The 22,390-nt window shown below is 61.4% G+C and carries 10 protein-coding genes; 2 read left to right on the top strand and 8 right to left on the bottom strand.

From position 1 onward, the window contains the following. Positions 1 to 10: 10 nt before the first annotated feature. The 4 genes from RTH74_RS09975 to imuA form a co-directional block, all read right to left on the bottom strand. Positions 11 to 1,264, bottom strand: a complete 1,254-nt coding sequence (locus RTH74_RS09975; RefSeq protein ID WP_316914566.1) for an OprD family porin — start codon at positions 1,262 to 1,264, stop codon at positions 11 to 13. Positions 1,265 to 1,611: 347 nt separating this feature from the next. Continuing rightward, positions 1,612 to 4,680, bottom strand: a complete 3,069-nt coding sequence (locus RTH74_RS09980; RefSeq protein ID WP_316914567.1) for an error-prone DNA polymerase — start codon at positions 4,678 to 4,680, stop codon at positions 1,612 to 1,614. After that, a complete protein-coding gene (locus tag RTH74_RS09985; protein WP_316914568.1) occupies positions 4,677 to 6,086 on the bottom strand; it encodes a DNA polymerase Y family protein in 1,410 nt (469 codons plus the stop codon). Before RTH74_RS09985 ends, RTH74_RS09980 begins: the two co-directional genes overlap by 4 nt. Positions 6,087 to 6,093: 7 nt before the next feature. Next, a complete protein-coding gene (imuA, locus tag RTH74_RS09990) occupies positions 6,094 to 6,711 on the bottom strand; it encodes a translesion DNA synthesis-associated protein ImuA (RefSeq protein WP_316914569.1) in 618 nt (205 codons plus the stop codon). A 160-nt stretch (positions 6,712 to 6,871) separates the two neighbouring features. On the opposite strand from imuA, the gene RTH74_RS09995 reads away from it, so the two are divergent. Continuing rightward, the gene (locus RTH74_RS09995; protein ID WP_316914570.1) at positions 6,872 to 7,333 is read left to right on the top strand and encodes an EexN family lipoprotein; all 462 of its coding nucleotides are present in this window, start codon (positions 6,872 to 6,874) and stop codon (positions 7,331 to 7,333) included. Positions 7,334 to 7,546: 213 nt separating this feature from the next. Beyond that, on the top strand, positions 7,547 to 7,861 hold the full coding sequence (locus RTH74_RS10000) for a hypothetical protein (RefSeq protein WP_316914571.1): 315 nt from the start codon (positions 7,547 to 7,549) through the stop codon (positions 7,859 to 7,861). A gap of 122 nt (positions 7,862 to 7,983) precedes the next feature. Here RTH74_RS10000 and RTH74_RS10005 read toward each other — a convergent pair whose 3' ends face one another. Genes RTH74_RS10005 through RTH74_RS10020 form a run of 4 tightly spaced genes read right to left on the bottom strand, consistent with a single transcriptional unit; the run spans position 7,984 to position 20,692 of the window. Further along, positions 7,984 to 9,162 carry an HlyD family efflux transporter periplasmic adaptor subunit gene (locus tag RTH74_RS10005; RefSeq protein ID WP_316914572.1) on the bottom strand — a complete coding sequence of 393 codons (1,179 nt, stop codon included), beginning with the start codon at positions 9,160 to 9,162 and terminating at the stop codon, positions 7,984 to 7,986. Then, positions 9,152 to 11,314: a type I secretion system permease/ATPase gene (locus RTH74_RS10010; RefSeq protein ID WP_316914573.1), complete on the bottom strand. Its 2,163-nt coding sequence runs from the start codon at positions 11,312 to 11,314 to the stop codon at positions 9,152 to 9,154. Before RTH74_RS10010 ends, RTH74_RS10005 begins: the two co-directional genes overlap by 11 nt. After that, positions 11,304 to 12,581 carry a TolC family protein gene (locus RTH74_RS10015; RefSeq protein ID WP_420713153.1) on the bottom strand — a complete coding sequence of 426 codons (1,278 nt, stop codon included), beginning with the start codon at positions 12,579 to 12,581 and terminating at the stop codon, positions 11,304 to 11,306. The genes RTH74_RS10010 and RTH74_RS10015 overlap by 11 nt, the downstream gene beginning before the upstream one ends. After that, positions 12,578 to 20,692 (bottom strand): Ig-like domain-containing protein, encoded by an 8,115-nt coding sequence (locus tag RTH74_RS10020; RefSeq protein ID WP_316914575.1) that lies wholly within the window; start codon positions 20,690 to 20,692, stop codon positions 12,578 to 12,580. Before RTH74_RS10020 ends, RTH74_RS10015 begins: the two co-directional genes overlap by 4 nt. Between the last annotated feature and the right edge of the window lie 1,698 nt (positions 20,693 to 22,390).

The following is a 22,390-nucleotide window of genomic DNA, read 5'->3' on the forward strand; positions in this document are numbered from 1 at the left end:
GCAGCGACCATCAGAGGATGCTCAGCGGATATTCGACGAAGGCGCGAATCTCGTTGAGATCTGGCCCTACATCAGTGCTGGAACGGTAGATGGAGTTACGCAAGCGCAGGTGCAGATCCTTGGCGGCCCCACTCTGGATGGTGTAGCCGATCTGGTTGAAGATCTCGCGCTCGGTGCCGTTGTTATCGTTGCCGGTATCGATGTTGTCACCGCGTACATAGGCGAACTTGTAGCGCAGACCCGGCACGCCGTACTCGGCGAAATCCAGCTCGTAGCTGGCCTGCCAGGAGCGCTCGTCCTTCAGGTTGAAGTCCGAGTAGTAGGAGTTGGCCAGGTAGATGCTGGAGCCGCCATCACCGTAGTCGTAGGCGAAGCCGGCATCGCCGCTGTTGCGCTGATGCGCGACGATGAAGGCATGAGCGCCGATGCTGTACTTGGCCGCCAGACTCCAGATGGTATTGCGATCACCCTGGCCGTCACCGCCGAGATCGACTGCGGCCACTGAGCCGGTGTCGTACTTGGTGCGGTAGATGTTGAAGTCGAAGTTCAGCGCCTGATCGGCCGCCAGCGCCAGGTTGTAATTGACGTTGGCGTAGTAGCGTTTGTACATGTCCTCGAGGTCGGCGTGATACACCGCCAGGCTCAGGTCATCGCTGACGGCGTAACTGCCGCCGAGCACGTCGATGCTCTTGAGGCGATTGGGGTCGCGCGCCGAGTCGCCCATCGGGCTGTCGGCGGTGAAGCGGCCAGCGTTCAGCTCCAGGCCTTCGATCTCGTTGCTGGTCACCAGCGTGCCGGTGAAGGACTGTGGCAGCAGACGGCTGTCGTCATGAGCCAGCACCGGCAGGGAAGGGAACTGGTTGCCGTACTTGATCACGGTATTGGAGACGCGCAGTTTCACCGCGCCGCCGGCCTGGGATAGGTCGTCCACCGGACGGCCTTCGCTATCGGTGTCGAAGAAGGCGCGATAGTTGCGGCCGCGGCCGCTGTCGAGCTTGACCCCGAGCAGACCGAAGGCATCGACGCCGAAGCCGACGGTACCTTGGGTAAAACCGGACTCGAAGGTGGCGATGAAACCCTGGCCCCAGGTCTTGGCGTCGTTGGTGTTGTCTTTGTAATCACGGTTGAAGTAGGCGTTGCGCAGCAACAGATTGAGGCTGGCGTCTTCGACGAAACCGTTGGCTTCGGACTGGCTGCTGGCATGAGCCAACTGCCCGCCCAGCGCGAGGCTGCAAGCCAGCGCGAGACAGTGCTTCTTGTGCATGAGTGCTCCCGGTGTTGGTGTGCTGTTTTCAACGCGCCTCACATCGAGGTAAGGCCCGGCCCAGAGGGCGCGCTTAGAGTTATCACCCTGCCTGCAGATGCACTATTCAAGCTGATCGATGATCACTATCAACGACTTCGATGCGGTATTCGGGAGGATCGGCGATAGGCTTCTCCCCGATGAAGATTCCATAGGCGGCGGTTTTTGCAACACTCCCGGAAGCCGTCGCTCTGGCTCCGCTTCATCTCCTTTGGTTAAGACGACTTGTGGCCGCCTGGTGATCCAGTGCGGCCTTTTTTTGTGCTCGCCTTTGTTGGCCTGGCGTGAGTGGTGGTTCAGGTGACGGGTCAGTGAAAGTCCCGACTGCGTATATCCAGCCCTGTCAGCAATGCCGTCATATCCGTCAGGCGCCCGGCGATCACGTGGCGTACGCCGTCGACGGTCTCCAAGTGGCCATCGATCTGCAGCATTTGCGACTGCACCAGAACGCGGCGCTGCCGCTCGGCCAGGTCGTGCCAGACCACCACATTGACCAGACCGAACTCATCTTCGAGGGTAACGAAAATGACCCCGCTGGCTGTTTGCGGCCTTTGCCGGCCGATCACCAGACCGGCAATGCTGACAGGTCGGCCGTGCTCGACTGCCTGCAACTCACACGAGCTTCGGCAGCGCCGTGCCCGTAGTGTTTGGCGCAGCATGGCCAGAGGATGCGGGCCGAGGGTGGTGCCGAGCGTCGCATAATCAGTCAACAGATCTTCCCCTGGCGAGGGCGCTGGTAGACCTGGAGCGGCTTCATTCGGCGTAGAGACACCGGCGAACAGCGGTAATTGCTCCTCGACGCCAGCAACCGCCCAGCGCGCCTGGTAGCGGTGGCCAACCAGGCCACCGAGTGCGCCGGCATCGGCCAGTCGCTCGCGCGCCGAGGCATCCAGATGTGCACGCCTGCTGAGGTCTTCGACATCACGGAATGCACCTGACTGGCGCGCCTGTTCGATACGGCGCGCGTCGTCTTCGCGCATGCCACGAATCATCCTCAGCCCCAGGCGGATGGCCGGCTCGCCACGTTCATCGGGCTCCAGGCTGCAATCCCAGTCGCTGTAGCGCACGTCCACGGTACGTACCTCGATATCATGCCGCCGCGCGTCCTGCAGTACCTGGTCAGGGCTGTAGAAGCCCATCGGCCAACTGTTGACCAGGGCACAGGCATAGGCAGCGGGCTCGTGGCACTTCAGCCAGCAACTGGCGTAGGCGAGCAGGGCGAAGCTGGCGGCATGCGACTCGGGAAAACCGTAACTACCGAAGCCCTCGATCTGGCGGAAGATCCGCTCGGTGAACGCCTGCGTGTAACCCTTTTCCAGCATGCGCGAGGTGAGTCGCTGACGATGTGGTTCGAGCCCGCCATGACGTTTCCAGGCAGCCATGCTGCGGCGTAGTTCATCCGCCTCGCCGGGGGTGTAGTCGGCGGCGACGATGGCCAGCTCCATGACCTGCTCCTGAAACAGCGGCACGCCGAGCGTGCGCTCGAAGACCGGCTTGAGTTCATCCGAGGGATAGTCGATCGGTTCTTCGCCGTTTCGCCGACGCAGGTAAGGGTGCACCATGTCGCCCTGAATCGGCCCCGGACGGACGATGGCCACCTGGATCACCAGGTCGTAGAACGCCTTCGGGCGCAGGCGCGGCAGCATTGCCATCTGCGCGCGTGACTCGATCTGGAAGGCGCCGATGGTATCTGCGCGGCTGATCATGGCGTAGGTGGCCGGGTCTTCCTTGGGCAAAGTGGCCAGCGTCCATTGCGTGCCGCGGTAGCGCTCGATCAGGCCGAAACAACGGCGCAGTGCGCTGAGCATGCCCAGGGCCAGGACGTCGACCTTGAGCAAGCCGACCATATCCAGATCGTCCTTGTCCCACTGAATGACGGTGCGCTCGGCCATGGTCGCGTTCTCCACCGGTACCAGTGTGTCGAGGGCGTGCTCGGAAATGACGAAACCGCCCGGATGCTGCGACAGATGGCGAGGGAAGCCGATCAACTCGCCAGTCAGTATCAGCACGCGCCTGAGCAGTGGATTCTGCGGATCGAAACCCGCCTCCAGCAGACGCTCGGCCGCTGGAGGACCGCTGCTCCAGCGGCCACAGCAGTCAGCCAGCGCGTTGACCTGATCAGGCGGCAAACCAAGAGCCTTGGCGACATCGCGTATCGCCCCGGCGCCGTGATAGGTGTTGACCACGGCCGTGAGCGCTGCACGCGTTCGCCCGTAACGGCGAAACACGTACTGGATGACTTCCTCGCGCCGTTCGTGCTCGAAATCGACGTCAATATCCGGCGGCTCGTTACGTTCGCGGGAGAGAAAGCGCTCGAACAACAGCCGGCTGTGCGTCGGGTCCAGTTCGGTGATGCCCAGAGCGAAACAGACACTCGAGTTGGCTGCCGATCCCCGACCTTGGCAAAGAATATGTTGCTCGCGGGCGAAGCGGACGATGTCGTGCACGGTGAGAAAGTAGCTTTCGTATTCCAGCTCGGCGATCAGTGCCAACTCGTGCTCGATCTGCGCGCGGGCGGCGGCCGGCACGCCTTTGTGCCAGCGCTCGGCGGCGCCACGTTCCACCAGAACACGCAGCCAGGAGGTGGGGTCATGACCGGCCGGCACCAGCTCGTGCGGGTAGTGATACTCCAGCTGGTCGAGATCGAAGTGGCAGCGTTCGGCGATGCACAGCGATTGCGCGAGCAGCTCGGGCGGATACAGCTCGGCCAACTCATCAAACCGGCGCAGATGCCGCTCGCCATTGGCGAAAAGATGGGCGCCAGCCTCGGCCACGGGCAGATGATGACGGATGGCAGTCATGCAATCCTGCAGGGCGCGGCGGCCACGTGCATGCATGTGCACGTCGCCACAGGCCACAGCCGGCAGGTCGTGATCCCCTGCCAGCTCGAGCAGGCGCTGCAGGTGCGCGGTATCGTCAGGGCCGCGATGCAACTCAACGCCTAGCCATAGGCGCTCGGGAAACAGCGCGCGAAGCCAGGGCAGGGCGCTGACTTCACCCTCGCTGAGCCAGATGGCCAGCAGGCCATCGGGCGGCACCACGAAATCCTCGTGCAGCAACCGGTAGGTGCCTTTTGCTGCTCTGCGCCGCGCCCGAGTGATCAGGCCGCATAGCACCTGATAGCCCGTCAGGTTCTCGACCAGTAGCACCAGCTTTGGGCCTTGCTCGATCTGCACTTCGCTGCCCACGATCAGCTTTACCCCGGTTTTCTTCGAGGCCTCCCAAGCGCGCACGATGCCAGCCAGGGTGCACTCATCGGTGATCGCCAAGGCACGATAGTTCAGCCTTGCCGCACGCTCGAACAACTCCTGCGCACTGGACGCACCGCGCTGGAAGCTGAAGTTCGACAGGCAATGCAGCTCGGCGTAATCGCTCATGCGAACCAGCCGTGCAGCAGCAACGGCCCATCACTGCCGACTGGCCGATACGCCCAGCCGCGCTGCCCAGCACGGGTCTGCACCACGTAATAGTCGCGTCGCACATCCTCGCCATCCCACCAGCCGGACTCGATGCGCTCCGGGCCGGAGAGGATGTGCAGTGAGGCCTCGCGCAGCGGCTGGGGTTCGCTCAACAGCCAGCCTGGCCGCGGGCCACAAGGAGGCAGCAAGGGGCTGGTCGAGTCGTTGATCCAGGCACGCTCGGGACGGTGATCGGCTCTGGCACCGAGGCCATGCAGGGCGTCATCACCGAGGCGGGCCCTTAGCCGCTCGCGTAATTGTTCCCAGGGCTGGTTCTGCTGCGGTCGCTCGTCGAACAGTTGCTGGTGCTGAGGCGCAAAGACCGGCAATTCACGTGCCTCCAGCCGTACGGCCAGCACCGGCGCTGGCAGCTGCTGATGCTCCAGACGGCATCGTGTCAGCTCGAACAGCATGCCGGGATCACGCTCGGCGCTGAGTAGGCCCACCTGTATCTGCGTATCGGCACCCGCGCGGTGTTCCAGATGCAGGTTGAAACGCTGCACGCCGCTGTCACGGCAGGCCAGGTAAGCCGCCAGATCGGCTGTCAGTCGGCGCAACGGGAACAGCAGTGCCTGGTGCGATTCCACCTCGAAATTCAGTTCGATACGGGTATCGAAAACATCCACAGGCACGAAGAAGTCCAGCGCTAGCGGACGCTGGCCAGACAAGGTATCGAGATGACGTAGCACTTCGGCAGGAAAACGCTTGGCCAGGCTGTCACGTGGCAGCGCCAACAGCTGCCGAAACTGCCTGAGCCCCATGCGATTGAAGGCCGTGGTTGCTGCAGGAGAAAGCCCGAGCCGATCCACCGGCAAGGGGGCGAGCATCTGCATGAGCGCCTGACCATCACTGGCCATCAGCCCATCACCGACATTCACCAGCACCCGCGCCGCAGCGGGGTTCGGCGCGACAGCAATGCGATGCTGGAAGGCCAACGCCGAAAGCTCGGCACGCAAGCGCGCTTCGAAACGCGGCCATGGGCCGAACAGCCCCAGGCTGGACTGCACCTCCAACAGCAGACAGCGCGGATAGTGCAGGCTGACCTGGGCACTGAAACCATAGGCCCAGGCGGCCAGAAACTGCTGCCAGCCCTCGATGGCCGCGCAATCGTATTCTGCCGTGGCAAACCCGCGTGTCAGCGCCTGTGCTGCAGTCAGTGACTGGCCGGGTTTCAGCCCCAGGGCTCGAGCTGCCGGGTTGACCGCCTGTAGAACACGCCGTTGTGGCGAGCCGTTGAGCAGCACCAACGGCTCGTCGGGGTTGGCTCGGTGACGCTGTACGCCGTCCATGGCCAACTGTGGCAACAGGATGCAAGCCCAGAGCATGGCGAGCTCAATGCCAGGCAAGCGCGAGCGGTCGAGCCGGCGGCAAACCACCACGACACTTGATCACCCGCAGCTGTGCTGGCTGGCCGTCGAGCGCCAGCCGTAGTGCTGCCGGTGAAGGATTGGCCGCTTCTGCCTGCGGCCGATAGGCGAAAGCCAGGGTTTGCCCAGTAGCAGCTGCCACCTGCAGACGCCTCAGCGAGCGATCATCGGTCTGACGCAACCAGCTCAGCACCGCGCCACAACTCCCCGAACGCAAGCATTGTTCGGCAGCCCACAGGGCATCGCGGCCATCTGCCTGGATAATGCTCAGTTGGCGTAAATCGACGCCGGCATCAATCCAGGCCTGAGGGTAGGGCAGATGAGGAGGGGAGATCAGCACCACTCGTTCGCCTGAAACCGTCAGGCTGGCAAGGGTCGGCCACAACAAGCGCAGCTCGCCGATGCCAGGCGCAGTCGTGAGAACTTCACTGAGGGCAGCCTTAGGCCAGCCGCCACCTGGCAGTACGGCGTCGAGAAAATGATGTCCAGTTGAGAAATTGGCGCCCGATGGCGATGAAACGACCTGGCCTCGCCACACACGACGAGCGTCGATCAACCGGTCAAGCGCGACCACGGATGGCATGGATAATGACCGAATACTGTATATATAGACAGTATTATGTCTGATCGTTATTCAGGTCAAGCGCAAGCAGGGTGAATAGTGTTGGCCCGCAATCCTGGCACACCACACACGGTGCAAGGGACTGTCCGAACAGGTACAGTCGCCGATTTTCGAGCGCACCATGCCGATAAATCGCCTGCTATCCGACACAGGTCGTCCGGTCACGACAATGCTTGGCGCGATATTGCTCCTGCTCGCGGGTTGCGGTGAGCGCGCCAGTCCCGAAGTCGACTGGTACGTCAACAACCCAAGGGAGCTGTCTAGAGCTCTGCATATCTGCCATCACAAGCCTTTTCGTCTTTCCGAGCAGGCCTGCGCCAATGCCAAAGCGGCTCAACTGAAAGCCACGACGATCAGAGTCCAGGCGCTGAAAGCGCGGGACCGCGAAGCGGCAGCACAGACACCGGAATCCCAGCGAACGGTTGCCTGGTACAAGCAGTACAAATACGCGCTGAGGAAGAAACTCGAGAGCTGTCGTGCAAAAAGTGAAGGCTGGGGTGAAGCGAACCAGCACTCATGCATGATGGCGATCCAGGCAGAACGTCAGCTCTTCATCGAAGGCGGTACGATTTACTACCGTTGATTCGCATGACGCGATCACGTTGCGGGACCTTAGCAAGCGTCTCAGCCTGCATGGGGCGGTAAAAGGCAGATTGCAACGTGGAGAGGTCTCGCCGGTGTTGCTCTGCCTATAGCCACGCCTGATGTATATCAGGCCTTGGTTGGCGTGATGATTACGTTGCCCTTCTGGTGAGCACGGCACCTGGCCTGATCCATTGCAAAGGAGCGTTCCTAGATGCGTGTCGTGATACCGGAAGACTACCAACGGGTCGAACAGTCACTGGATCGTTTCCAGTTGCTCGAAGGCTTCGATGTGCAGGTGTATCACGACCATGCCAGCGATCCGGAGGTACTCGTCGAGCGCTTTACCGATGCCAATGTACTGGTGCTGACACGCGAGCGCACCCGTATCGACGCAACGCCAACTGAAGTTGCTCAGCCAGACCGGACGGGCAGTGCCGCATATCGATCTGCAGGCCTGCCGCGAGCACGCGTGACGGTGGCCGAGGGCACCCGCGCGTGCTGTGTATGCCGCATCTGGGTTACGTAGAACGGCATAGCTATGCTGCCTACTTTGGCGAAGCCTTCGCCAATGTGCGGGCGTTCTTCGCTGGCCAGCGCAAAGACTGAGTTCCTGGCAGCCAGCCCAAGCAACGACTGCAAGTGCGCCAGTCAGTACAACTGAGCTTTCACCAGAGGTCGCAACAGGTAGTTCATCACGCTGCGCTTGCCGGAAAGGATGTCTATCTCAGCGACCATGCCGGGAATGATGGGTAGCGCTTCGCCGCCGCGCATCAACTGGCTACCATCGGTCTTGATCAGTACCGAGTAATAGAACTCCTTGCCCTGCAGCGTATCCTCGGAGATGGTATCGGCGCTGATCTGCTCCAGGGTGCCGTTGAGGTAGCCGTAGATGCTGTAGTCGTAGGCTGTGATCTTGACCTTGGCTGACATCCCTGGCACCAGGAAGGCGACGTCCCGTGGTTTGATCTTGGCCTCGATCAGCAAGCGATCCTCCATCGGGATCACCTCCATGATCGGCTCGCCAGGCTGGATCACACCGCCACGGGTATTGATCAGGACGGTATTCACGCGGCCGTTGACCGGCGAGAGTATCTCGGTGCGCTGCAACTGATCCTCGCGCTGCAGGATGATCGGCTCCAAAGCGCTGAGTTCGGCCTGCTTGTTGGCACGTTCGGTATAGGCGTCCTGAAAATAGGCGGTTTTCACTTCAGTGAGCTTGCCGCGTAGCCCGGCGATTTCCTGGCCGAGTTTGAGCGCCTCCATCTGGCTCACCGCACGCTTGGCCACCAGCGGCTCGACCAGGTTCAACTGGCGCTGGGCCAGGCCGATCTGCTGATTGAGCGAGCGCACACTGTCTTCGAGCTTGGCGCGGCGTGAGCGAAAAAGCTCTTGTTCCGAGCGGGCGAGGGCGCTGTCTGCCGCGATGCCGGCCGGGAAGCCGATGCTGTCATGGTCGAGCACTTCAGCATCCAGGCGAGCGATGGTCGCGCGCAGGGCCTGGGCCTGGTTGACCGTCTCCTGGTAGGAGGTGCGAAAACGCGTTTCGTCCAGGCGCACCACCGGCTGACCGGCACGCACCATGTCACCTTCGCCGACCAGCAGGCGGTCGAGGATGCCGCCTTCCAGGCTCTGGATCTTCTGGATACGACTGAATGGCACTACGCGGCCATCACCACGGGTGACCTCGTCCAGTTCAGCCCAGATCGCCCAGGCTATGAAGGCACCGACAGTGAACAGGATCGTCCACATCAGCGGACGGAACACCGGGTGGGTGGCGCTGAGCAGCGGGTCTTCCAGTGTGCGGCGCAGGCGTTCGTCAGATGCCATGGATGGCCTCCTTGGCGTCAGCCGCATCCGCTGGCGACTGCACGCGATTGTCCTGCACCACCTGATCCAGCGAACCGTCCATGATCACCCGACCCTGACGCATGACGATGGCTCGTTCGACCAGTTCGAGCATGCTTTTCTTGTGGGTCACCAGTACCAGGGTTCTGCCTTTGAGCCACTCGCGCAGGTACTCGAGCACGTGTTTCTCACTGGTCTGGTCGAAGGCCGCGGTGGGTTCGTCGAGCAGCACGATCGGCGGATCCTGCAGCAGCACGCGGGCCAGACCGATTGCCTGGCGCTGCCCACCGGAGAGGCTGGCATTGCCCTGGATCGGCATGTCCAGCCCCAGCGAATGGTTACGCACCCATTCACCGAGGCCTACGCCGTCGAGCGCCTCGAACAGCTCGTCATCGCTCAGGTCGGCATTCTCCAGGTTGAGGTTCTCACGCAGGGTGCCATAGAGCAGCGCGACGTCCTGCGGTAGGTAGCCGATGTTCTGCCTGCGGTCGCTGGGGTCGATCTGCTCGATACCCACGTCATCGAGCAGCAGTCGACCGGAGCTCGAGTCGACAAGGCCGGCGAAAAGACGCAACAAACTGGATTTCCCTGCGCCGTTGCCGCCAAGCAGTGCGATGCGCTCCCCCGCACGTACGTGCAATGCCTGAACATCGACGACCGTCGGGCCTTCGCCGTGCGCCAGGGTCAGTGCCTGAGCCTTGTAGTCGCCAGTTAGCCGGGGTTTGCGGATATAACTGCGGCCAGCCGTGCGTTCCACAGGGCCACTCATCATCTGGTCGAGCCCTTCCAGAGCGACTTTGGTGTGCTGCCAGCGACCGAGCAACGATGCGCTCTGTGACAACGGCGCGATGGCGCGCGAGGAGAGGATCGAGCAGGCGATCAGGGCACCGATGGTGAGCAGGCCGTCACTGATGCGATAGACCCCGAACACGACCACGCCGACATAGCACATCTGCTGTACCAGGCTGACGCCATAGCTCAGCGCCGAGGTCAGGTTGTGGGTCTTTACCGAGCTGCCCGCCAGTTGGGCCGTGAGGTTTTCCCAGAGTTTCAGGCAGCGCCCCTCGGCGCGTGCAGCCTTGACGGTTTCCAAGTGTTCGATGGATTCCAGCAGGATGCCGTTCTTCACCGCGCCCTCACGCAGGTTCTGCCGCGACAGCTGAGCGAGGTGACCCTGGGCGAACAGGGCAGGGAGGAGCATCAGCAGCACGGCGATGACGGGCACCCAGACCAGATGGCCGCCGATTACCGCGATGATCAGCAGGAAGATCACCACGAATGGCAGGTCGCTGATCACCGCCGCGCTGGAGGCTGTGAAGAACTCGCGTACCGACTCGAATTCACGAATCTGCGAGCTGAAGGCGCCAACCGATGCCGGCTTGGCAGCCAGACGGGTCTGCAGGGCGCGCTCGAAAAGCAGGGTCGACAGGCGCAGGTCGATGCGCTTGCCCATGCTGGTGAGCAGATGGCCGCGCAGTACGCGCAGCACGCTTTCCAGGAGGATGGCCAGAGCTACGCCGCTGGCCAGTATCCACAGGGTATCGAAGGCCGAGTTGGGCACCACACGGTCGTAGACCTGCATGGCGAACAAGGCCGAAGCGATGGCCAACAGGTTGGCAACCATGGCAGCGACGGCCACCTCCAGGTAGGAACGGCGCATCTGTTTGATCGCACCGAAGAACCAGTGCTCTTGCTGCCCCTGAGCCAGGTCGCCGGCCCTGCCGTCGTCGCGATAGCGGGGTTTGGCGAATACCACGACACCGCTGAACATCGGCTCCAGCACGTTCAGCGCGATGCGTTCGTGACCACCACCACTTTGCGGCAGAAGCAGGTCGGCCTGTTCGTCCTGCACGCTCACCAGCAAGGCGCTGCGACCATCGTTGAGCAGCAGCAAGGCCGGCAGCAGGTAGCCTTTCAGCTCGTGCAGTCGCTGGCCGGTTTCGACACGTGCATTGATGTCCGCCCGGCGTAGGGCGCGGGGTGCCAGGCGCAAGGGCAGGCGCCCCTGTTCCATGAGCAAGCCATCGACCAGCTCGTTCTCGCTGAGCGGATGGCCAAGCTCCCGACAGAGCAACACCAGGCCATCGCGCAAATGATCCCTGTTCTGCCGGGGCGAGCGAACGTCAGACGTCATTGAGGCGGTTCTCCAGCAGAGCGCCCAGCAGGCCGATCTGGGCCGCTGCACGGTATTCGATACGCAGGCGCTCGATGCGCAGGGTTTCCAGCTGGCGCACGGCTTCGAAACGCTCACGCTGGACGTTGAGCAGGTCGATGATGTCGCGCCGGCCTACCTCGAACTGCTCGCGGTAGAGCGCGCTGACCTGATCCGACTCACCGACCTGTTGGCGCAGCGATTCTTCACGCCAGCGCAGGGTTTCCTCGGTGTCGAACAGGTTGCGCAGCTTGCGACTGATATCGCGCTGCATGGAGTCCTGGCTCCACTGTGCCGATTCCAGGCGCTGTTGGGCGGCGGTCGGGCGCTGAAAGTTGGACAGCCCCTGCAGCGTGTCCATGCGCAGACGCAAAGCAATCATGGAGTCGTTTTCAAGTTGGCCGCCGATCTCCCGGCGCAGGGCGGTTGCCTCCAGGTTCAATTGCGGGAGCAGGGCAGCCTTGGTTTCCCGTAGTTCGGCCTCGGCTTGTGCCGTGTCCTGCACGCTGCGCTGATAGAGCGGGGACTGGGTAATGATGCGCGACAGGTCGCTGGCTGCCAGATAACGGGCCATCGACATCGGCCTGGGCTCGCTGAGTTCCTGTGGGTCGGTGCCGACCAGTACGCGGTACTGGTTACGGGCTTCCTGCAGGCTGCCCTTTTCCATCGCCAGCTGCTCGCGGGCGCGGGTCATCTCCAGGTGCGCGCGATCCACCTCGCTACGGTCGGAATAGCCATCCTGGCCACGGGCCTCGGTCATGCGCAGAATGTCATCGAGATCGTTCAGATGCAGGCGCACCGCCTCCAGACGACGCTCGGCGAGCAGGGCATCGAAGTAAGTCTCAATGATGTCCAGCGCTGCATCGTCACGGGTCACCAGCAGGCTTTCCGATAACTGCTGATGCGCGGCCGTGGCACGGTCGACCTTGCTTCTGACCCGCCCCCAGTCATAAAGCATCTGCGATACCGTGGCGTCATACACCACGTCGCCGAAATTGAACTCCTGTGGGCCGGCCGAGAGGCTCAGGGCAGGGTGGTAGCCGCTCTTGGCCATTTCCACTTCGGTGCCGGCCCGCTCCCGGTCCGCCATCATGGCGCGAACTTCGGGGTGAATGGCGAGCCCGGCCTTTACTGCATCTACCAGTTCCTGGGCGAAAACCGCCCCTGGATGCAATCCCAACATCATGACGAGCGCCGTGCTTCGCAAGGCAGGCGCAATGCCAAAGGCGAAAGCGGTTTTCGAATTCATACGATGACCTGGACGGTGTTCTCCTCGATCTGCAGGGTGGTGTTGCCGAACTGGTAAACCTGATAGCGGATACCGTCGATGAGCTGGCTGTTCTGGAAGACCGCACCGCTGACCTGCACGATGTCGTTGGCCTCACCGGTGATCTGCAGGGTATTGCCACCGTCGGTCATCGCGTCTACCTGGGCGGAGGTGAGTGTGATGGTGCTGCCAGCGTCGCCGACGCCCAGGTCGATACGCTCGATGTTGGTGATGGCTCCGAGCGCGAAGCTGTTGAAGTTGATGTCGATGCCACCGGTGAACAGCAGGGTGTCGAAACCAGTGCCTCCGTCGATGCTGACGAAGTTGGTGGCAGTGATCTGAATGGTGTCGTTGCCGTCGCCTGCCTCCACACGATCAGCCGAACCTACGTTGAGGATCAGGTCGTTGCCGGCGCCGGCAATGATCCGCTCGGCACTGGTGGCCGTGCCGGAGAGAATGTCATCCAGTGCCGACCCGGTGACGGTGATCGCGCCGATGGTCAGCCCGAGCAGACCCAGTGGGTCGAGATCCACGAGGTAGGTCGCGCTCTGTTTACCCTGCGAGGTAGAGGTGATCCGCAGTTGCAGGTCCGGCCCAAGGTTGAGCAGGCCGGTGATGCTAAGCCCCAATTGACTTAACACACTGGGGCTGAGCAGATTGAGCGAGAACTGACCGCTGGCGTTGGCCAGGATTGGCGTGAGCGTCACGTCAAGCGCCGGTGTTATCACGGCGATCACCAAGCTGGCATTGGCTGCAGTCGTGCCCGTGATGCCTAGTTTGGGCGAGAGCGGATTAAGGCTGGCATCGACGGCAAAACTACCGACAGTGACCGGTTGCAGGTTGGTTCCTGCCCCAAGACCGATCTGCGCGACGTTGCTCGGGTTACCGGCCTGATCGCGAGCGGAGACACCTATCTGCGCACTGATCAGTTGATCCCAGGTCAGGCCGATGTTGAGACCGGTCAGCAGGTTCAGCGAGGCGATGCCGGCGTTATTGGCGGTCACCGTCTGCGTTGCGGTCACGCCTCCGACATTGACGGTGATCGTCAGGGCAACGCCAGGATCGGCGGATATGCTCAACAGACTGCCAACCAGCGACAGCACGGGAGTCGCTGGTGCAATGGTGTCGATGACGAAGTTCACCGGCGCTCCGTCCGCGCCATTGTTCACGTGAGTCGTGACCGTGGCGGCGCCTTGCGGATAAGCCCCAATACCGCCCGACGGAGTGAGCGTGGTGGAGAAACTGCCAGCCAATACTTCGGCGGCGGTGACCACGTGCGTCTGGGTGAAGGTGAAGCCGCCCTGGCCGCGGAACGTGAGCGTTATGCTATCGCCCACGCGCATACCGGGTTGCAGGCCGACCTGCACCTGGATGCCATCGGCAATCTCGGCAGCGTTGATGTACGTGTCAGCGGCCTCGGTCACCACGATGGCTGGCGGCGTCAGATTGGGCGCTTGAACCAGGGCTGCCGTGCTGGTATTGCCTGCGGCATCGGTGGCATTGATCTGTACGCTCTGGCCAGCTATCAGCGCAGGTGACAGCGGTACCGTGAAGGCGCCGTTGCTACCGGCCGTGACCACGATGGGAGTGCCGCTACCGCCTATCAGGATGGAGACCTGGCTGTTGGCCTCGGCGATACCGGTCAACAAGGTGCCGTTGGCGGATATTTGTCCCGTTGGCGTCAAGGGCGCTTGGGCATCCACCACCGCGTTGCCAGCGGTGCTGACGTTTCCGGAAGCATCAGTTGCCGTGACGGAGACAAGACTGCCGTGCGTCAGTGGAACGACCGGGGAAAAGCTCCAGTTGCCGTTGACGTTGACCGTGATGTCGGCAATGACCTGATTGCTCTGGTCACGAATGATGACCCTGCTACCCACTTCGGCCGTGCCGCTGATAACGCTCCCGTTGCTTGGATTGATGATCGGGGCATTGGGTGCCACGGCATCCACCGTCACGCTGGCGGAGGCACCGATATTGCCAACGCCATCCTGGGCCTTGATGTCCACCTTCACGCCATCGGCCAGGCGCGGGGAGGGCGAGAAGATCCAGTTGCCGCCGCCATCGGTCGGAACGCTGCCGATCTGCACGCCGCCGACCAGCAGAATGACCGTGCTACCGATTTCAGCAGTGCCTGACAGGGTGAACCCATTGCTCGGGTTTACCACCGGTGCCGGTGGTGGCGTGGCGTCCACCACGGTCGAAGCCGCCGGACCGATATTGCCGCTCGCGTCTCGAGCCACTACCTCGACAGTGCTGCCCCCAGACAAGGGTGGACTGGCGATAAAGCTCCAGTTGCCGGAGCCATTGACCTGGGCAGTGCCGACCTGAACACCGCCAACGCTGATGATGACCGTGCTGTTGGCTTCGGCCGTGCCGCTGAGAAGGGTACCGTTGGTGGCCTGTATGGTAGGCAGGGCCGGTGCGACGGCATCGACCACAACCACGGTGAAGTTGCTGGTATTGCCCAGACTGTCTCGTGCTTCGACAACCAGCGGCGTACCGTTGCTCTGGGTCGCAATGGTGATCGTCCATTTGCCATCGGCGCCTACCGTGGCGCTACCCAGGATCGTGGCGCCAAGCCTGACCACTACCGTGGAGCCGATTTCGCCCGTCCCGATGACCGTCGTGGCATTGGCCGCCTCTGCCACTGGAATGGCCGGTGGCATTGCATCTATCACCAGGGTGGCGGGGGAGCTGCGGTTGTTGGAGGCATCGATCACCACCGCCGTGACCTGTACACCATTACCCAATGGCGTAGTCGGTATGTGATTCCAGGCGCCCATGCCATTAACGGACACGAGAACGCTCTGTCCGTTTATGGTCAGTTCGACCGTGGTATTGGCCTCTGCAGTGCCAGTGATGATATTGCCCCGACTGGGGTTGATCACAGGTGGATCAGGCAGATCGGCATCCACCGTGGCCGTGCCGGGCAACACACTGATATTGCCCGCCGCATCCGTAGCCCAGGCCTCGATGAGCGCGTTGTTGGCCAGCGGGCCAATGTTTTCCACGTGCCAGTAACCATTGGCATCTACTGTGACGGTTCCCGGAAGAGGAACGCCATCGATCGACAAGGTGATGGTGCTGTAGGCCTCAGCAGTGCCATTGATGGAAGTACCGCTGCTCGGCAGGACGACCGGGCTCGGTGGCGGCACTGCATCGACGACCGTGCTGGTGGGCTGACTGTTGTTGCTAACGGCATCCGATGCGATTGCGGTGATGGTAGTGCCATCAGGCAATGCAGGTTGGGGGGTATAGCTCCAATCACCATTGCCGTTGACGCTTATCGGCCCGGCTGTTGCACCTGTGCTGAAGGTCAGACTGATGGAGCTGTTGGGCTCCGCACTGCCGACGATCTCGGTGCCGTTGCTGGGGTTGATGGTCGGTGGCGCCGGGGGCTGGCTGTCCACAGTGGTGGTTGCCGGTACGCTGGTGTTGCCGGTGGCATCCTGCGCGGTGACGCTGACCTGAGCGTTGTTTGTCAGGGGTGTCGCTGGGGTGTAGTTCCAGTTACCAGCGTTGTCTGCGGTGACCGTCGCCAGTACAACGCCGCCGCTGCTGATGGTGACACTGGCAAAGGCTTCGGTGAGGCCTGTGAGCGTCGTGCCATTGGTGGGCTCGATGGATACGTTCGGTGCCTGATTGTCGGTTGTGCCTGTCGCCGGGCTACCGGTATTGCCGGCAGCATCGCTAGCCACCACGCTGACAGCACTATTGTTGGCCAGCGCCGGAGTGGGGGTATAGGTCCAGCGGCCATCCGGTCCGGCAATAACGGTGTCGACCAGGCTGCCCCCCACGGAAATGGCAACGCTGGCACCAGCCTCGGTGAGCCCGGTCAGTATGCTGCCGTCACTGAGTTCCAGCGTGATCGAGGGCGGTGTGGTATCAATGACCGGATTGACTGGCGTACTGAGGTTGCCAGCTTCATCACGGGCCACGATGGTGATCTGTGTGCCCTCGGTCAGCGGCGGATTCGGCGTATAGGACCAGGCGCCGCCAGGACCAGGCGTGACCAGGATGGGGGCACCGTTGCCTATGGTGATCAGGATCACCGTGTTGGCATCCGTGGTGCCCTCCAGCAAACTTCCGTTGCTGGGCTCGACACTGGGCGGGGCTGGAGGTTGGGCATCAATGGTCACCGCCACTGGCCCGGCCAGATTACCTGCCTCGTCGCGAGCAGATACGCTGACCTGCGCGCCGTCGGCAAGAGGAGGGTTGGGCGAATAGCTCCAGTTACCGCTGGCGTCGACCAGTACCTCCACCACGCTGCCGTTGGGTAGGGTCAGCAGTACCGTACTGTCGACATCTGCAGTACCAGCGATAGTGGTCGCATTGCTTGCAGTGATGCCGGGCAAACTTGGCGCCACGTTGTCGGTGGTGGTGCTGGTCGGTTGGCTGGCGTTGCCAGCAGCGTCGATTGCCACGGCGTGGACCACCGTGCCATTGGGCAGTGCCGACGGTGTGACGTTGAAGGTCCAGTTGCCGAATGCATCGGTGACGGCATTGCCGATCAGGTTGTTGTTGCCATCGACGAGTCGCACCGTGCTGTTCGGCTCGGCAGTGCCACTGAGGGTTGCTCCGGTACTCGGGTCGATGGTCGGTGCCGATGGTGCAATGCTGTCGACTGTCGTCGTGGCTGCCGGTCCCAGGTTGCCGGCCGCATCGGTGGCCGTAGCCCTGATCACGGTGCCATCGGCCAACGACGGGGTGAGGGGCAGAGCCCAGTTACCGCTGCCATCGACGACCGTGGTCCCGATTACTGCGCCACTGGCATTGGTCAAGCTGATGGTGGCGCCAATCTCGCCGGTACCGCGAACTTCGCTGCCATTGCTGGGCGAAATCTGCGGAGCTGCCGGAGGTTGAGCATCAATGGTGGTGCTACCACTGATGCTGGTGTTGCCGACTGCGTCTTGAGCTACAGCACTCACCTGGATGCCATCCGCCAGAGGCGGCTGCGGCGCGTACGACCATCTGCCGTTGGCATCGGTGTTGACGATGGCCAGTTGACCGCCCGGCACGGTGCTGAGGATCACCTGGGTGCCCGCTTCGGCGGTTCCGCTCAGGAGTGTGCCGTTGCTCGCAGCGATCACCGGCGCAGGAGGAGGGGCTGCATCGATCACGCTGGTGCTGGGCGAGCTGGTGTTCCCGCTGGCGTCGCGCACCGTGACGCTGACTGTTGCACCATCGGCAATCGGCAGGCCCGGGCCGGCGTTATAGACCCACTTGCCGTCGGAACCTGACGTCACCTGAGCATTGATACCCGGCCCTGTGATCAGCACGGTGCTGTTGGCTTCTGCCATTCCACTCAGTTGCGAGCCATTACTGGCATCGATCTGCGCTGGGGGCGGCGGCACAGCGTCCACCACTATCTGGATCGGGGCGCTGAGGTTACCGCTGCCGTCTCGCGCCACGGCAATCACCTGCGTGCCATCAGCGAGAGCGGGGGTAGGGGTGTAAGACCAATTACCGCCACTGTCCACAGTGACGGTCGCGATGGGATTACCGTTGCCATCGGTGAGGATCACGCTTTCGCCAAAGACGGCAGTGCCTGTAAGGGTGTTGCCATTGCTTGGGTTGAGGGTTGGTCGATCTGGCAGGGTATTGTCCGTGGTGGTGTTAGCCGAGGGGCCGCTGACATTGCCAGCGGCGTCTGTGGCGGTGGCGTTGATCACCGTGCCATTGGCCAACGGAGGAACGACTGTCACGCTCCAGTTGCCGTTGCTGTCGGCAACTGCGGAGAGCGGGGCGCCTCCAGTATTGATCGTCACCGTGCTGCCGGGCTCGGCAGTACCGGATATTTCGTCACCATTGCTGGGCTGGATAACCGGCGGCGGCGGCGGGGTAAGGTCGACAGTGGCGCTGACCGGGGGACTGGTATTGCCTGACGGATCACGTACCACCACTGAAACCTGGGTGCCATCAGCCAAGACTGGGGAGGGCGTGATACTCCAGTTACCGTTGACGTCGGCCGTCACCTGGCCGATCGGAGCACCACCCGGGCCGGTGATGGTCACGCTGCTGCCAGGCTCGGCCGTGCCGGTGAACACTGTGCCGTTGCTGGGATCGACCGTGGCGGCGTCTGGTGCGGTGGTGTCGACACGGACAGTAGTGGACGGGCTGGTGTTGCCCGCCGGGTCGCGAGCGGTCACGGTCACTTCGGTGCCTTCAGCGAGTGGCGGGCTCGAAGTGAAACTCCAGGCACCGCTCGGACCGACATTCAATTCGCCCAGTACCCGCCCATTGTCATCCACCAGTCGCACGACACTGTCGGGCTCGGCAGTACCGCTGATGCTGGTGGCGGTGATCGATGCAACGGTCGGCGCGGCTGGCGGTTGTGCATCGACTATCGTGGTGAGCGGGGCGCTGACGTTGCCAGCGGCATCACGTGCCGTGATAGACAGTTGTGCCCCATCAGGCTGGGCAGGAGAGAGGAGAAGGTTCCAGTTACCTTGCAAATCAACCACTACCACACCCAGCGAACTACCCCCTACAGATACCTGAACGCTGCTGCCAGGCTCTGCTGTTCCGCTCAACTGGGTCGCAGTGTGATTGATCACGCTGACGCTGGGCGGTGTGACATCCAGGGTCAGATTGGCGGGAGCGCTCGGCGCGCCCTGATCGATTGCCATGACCTTGATCGGCGTATCGGCAGACAAACCCGTGGGCGTCGTCGACCACCTGCCGTCCACGCCGACCTGAACAACCGGCGCAATCAGCACATCATTGGCATTGCGTATCTCGATCGTGGCACCAGGCAACCCCGTACCACTGATTTCATTGCTGTTGGCAACGATAACAACGGGCGGATTGGGAATGTTGCTAGTCACATCGACTGAAACGGCTGTGCTGCTGTTGCCTGCCTGGTCACGAGCGGTGGCGGTAATGGTGGTGCCATCGGGAATCGGAGCGTTCGGTGTGTAGGACCAGTTGCCATTCGCATCCACGGGGACGGAAACAGCAACATTACCGACGACTACGATAACCACGGAAGCGCCGACCTCGGCGGTTCCCGTGACGATATTGCCGTTGCTCGCATCCAGTACAGGTGGCTGCGGCGGGGTGGTATCCGGTGCGATAAGGGAGACACTGGGACTGGTGTTGCCTGCTGTATCCCTGGCTACCACGGTGATGGTCTCACCATTGCTCAGCGGTGGATTTAGTGGAATTACGAACTGCCCACTGGGGCCCACGACTACCGAAGCATCGGGCTGACCGTCACCATTGATATCGATGCTGACCGTGCTGCCGGGTTCGGCACTACCGCTGACCTGGGAACCGTCGGTGGACACCTGTAGGTTGCTGGGGCGCAAAGGCGCGATATCGTCAGGAGCGGAGAGGGTGGTCGGACTGCTCAGGATCCCGTTCGCCAGACGTACCCGCAACTGCAACTGTTCTCCATTGTTCAACGGTTGCAGAACGTTGATAGCGAACTGGCCGTTCACATCCACGAGCACGGTGTAATCGGCGACTCCGTCGCCGTCTATATCAAGTTCTACAGTACTGCCAGGTTCGGCACGACCGGTGATGGTTCGGCCATCACTGCTCAGGCTCACATTGCTCGGTGATGTAGCTGAGCCGGGTTGGGTTGGTGGGTTGCCACTGCCGTTATCTCCGTTGCTACCACCACCTCCGCCACCACCTCCGCTACTGGCAGCTGCAGCACCTCCGGCAACAGCCAGGCCACCCGCCACAAGCATGCCTGTGGTGCCAAGCCCACCTGTCGCAGCTGCGCCGGCGGCAGTCAGCGACTCGAAGCCAGCTACGACTTCCTCCGAGGCGTAGCTGGCAGCCATGAAGCCTTCCGGTGAGACCGGGCCAAGTTCGACCAGCAGCAGCTCATCTTCGGCGTTGACCAGATAAAGCCGGCTGGGTGGTTGACCTTCGGCGTAGAAGTTGGTGATGCGAAGTGACTCGCCATCCGTCATGCGGATTACCAGATCACCGCCGTCGCGGGAGTAACTGGCTATGGCGTCGGGGGATAGATTCAGTGCGACATTACTGCTCTCACTCAGCGACAGGGTACTACCCAAGGTGCGTTCGGTGCTGAGGGATACAGGTTGAGCTAGCGAGGAAACCTTTGCTGAAATCGTCATGGGCAGTGATATCCCTATCTGTTCGACAGAAGGGCTCTGGCGTTACTTCCGTTGTCATGAACCCATGACGAGAACATATAGCAGGACTTCGATAATTTTCATGGAGGTAGCCGACGAGCAATATGTCTCATTTTTTTTCAGCACTGACTCTCATGAAGTGAATGATTTAGAGGTGTTTTCGAGGAAATCCAGTAGCCACCGGAGATTCCTGACGTTTCGCTAAGAAATCGAGTTCAGGCCGGATAAAAAACAAAATTCCTTTTAGTCATATAAGCTTAATTCTTATATCTCGAAAAATTATCCATGGCAGTCTAGCGTGCATTACGGGTCATGAGCGATAGCATCCTTGGCGCCTGCATTACTCTCGGATAGCGCTAGAAGCGCAAACCGAGTATGAGCCCGACATTCAACGCCAATAGGTCAAGCCATTGGTTCGCATAATGTATATTATGTTAAATTAGATGTCGGATGAGATGTGCCTCTAGCTGTCCAAATCTACCTTGTGATCGGGTGAATTTGAAACAGAAAGCACCTGAACACCTCTCTCGTGAGCGGTTTGGAAGCAAAATTTGAAACTTCATCTTCTGTGAATCGACAAATTTGAGACTCCAAGGAGACACCTTCAGGGTATGACACACGGGCCGCGTGGATGCGAACTGCTCTTTGACAGCATTGGAAAGCAATGTGGGGCTCCACCTGTTTGTTGGAAGTCAATTTGGAACTTTGCTCCTGGTCTCTTCTATGAATAGTAACGGCTTGAAGTAGAGAAGCCTGAGTCGACGTCCGTATCGTACAGGGTTGCGCTTGCTAGGTAGCGCATTCTCCCCGATCAAACACCTCTCCTTCGGGCTCCTTGTATGCAGTATCTAAGTGACACATGCATACAGCAACTGATCGGCTTTTTAGGCAGCGCCGGGCGCTCTAGAATCTGGTTTATAGTCGATTATAAAGTGATTATAGAGCGATTATAGAATTCGCTTTTGGTGCCTGATTGGGCCTACTCGAAGCAGGCAGCCCCTGCATCTCGCCTAAGCAACAGTATGTTTGACCAGGCCCCCAATTCCTACTTGGGGCTCGACTGAACGGCTAGCGAGGCCGGTCTTGTGCTAGCGCGCCTAGCGGGTGGTGCGAACCCTACGAGCTTGAGAAATCCGGTTAAACGGAGCTACCAGTTGAGCCCGATTGATACCCTGCATGACACTCTATTTGATCCAAATCAACACTATTGCCAAAAGGAGCGTTCATGCCTCGGGGCAATCTGCTATCGTCGCCCTATCGCCCGCCTGGTGAATTGCTGTGCGTCGAATTGGATTGATCCTGGTAATGATTGCTAGCCTCGTGCTGCCGACCTTCGGCGGTGTGGCTTTCAGCATGCCGGCACAACCTTGCCCGATGCAGAGCGCCGATCATCAGGGCCATGCAATGGCCGATGCTCCGTGCTGCGAGCAAATGGACAAGTCTGATGGGGTGGCCAAGAAGTCCCCTTGCAAACCCGGCCAGGAATGCAAGACCGGAGGACTTCTCCAGACCACCGTGATCAAGAGCATATCCCCTCTCCCCTCACGCCCCGAGATATTGCTGACCCAGTCGGTGATTAAGCGAGAGCCCGCAGGACTCTGGCGCCCTCCTCGTTTCGTCTAATGCAGTGATCATCCCGCGCCTTACAGTCAGGCGCATCGTCGCGGTCACGTTTCGTAG

Source organism: Pseudomonas sp. zfem001, assembly GCF_032621725.1.
Lineage (GTDB): Bacteria > Pseudomonadota > Gammaproteobacteria > Pseudomonadales > Pseudomonadaceae > Aquipseudomonas > Aquipseudomonas sediminis.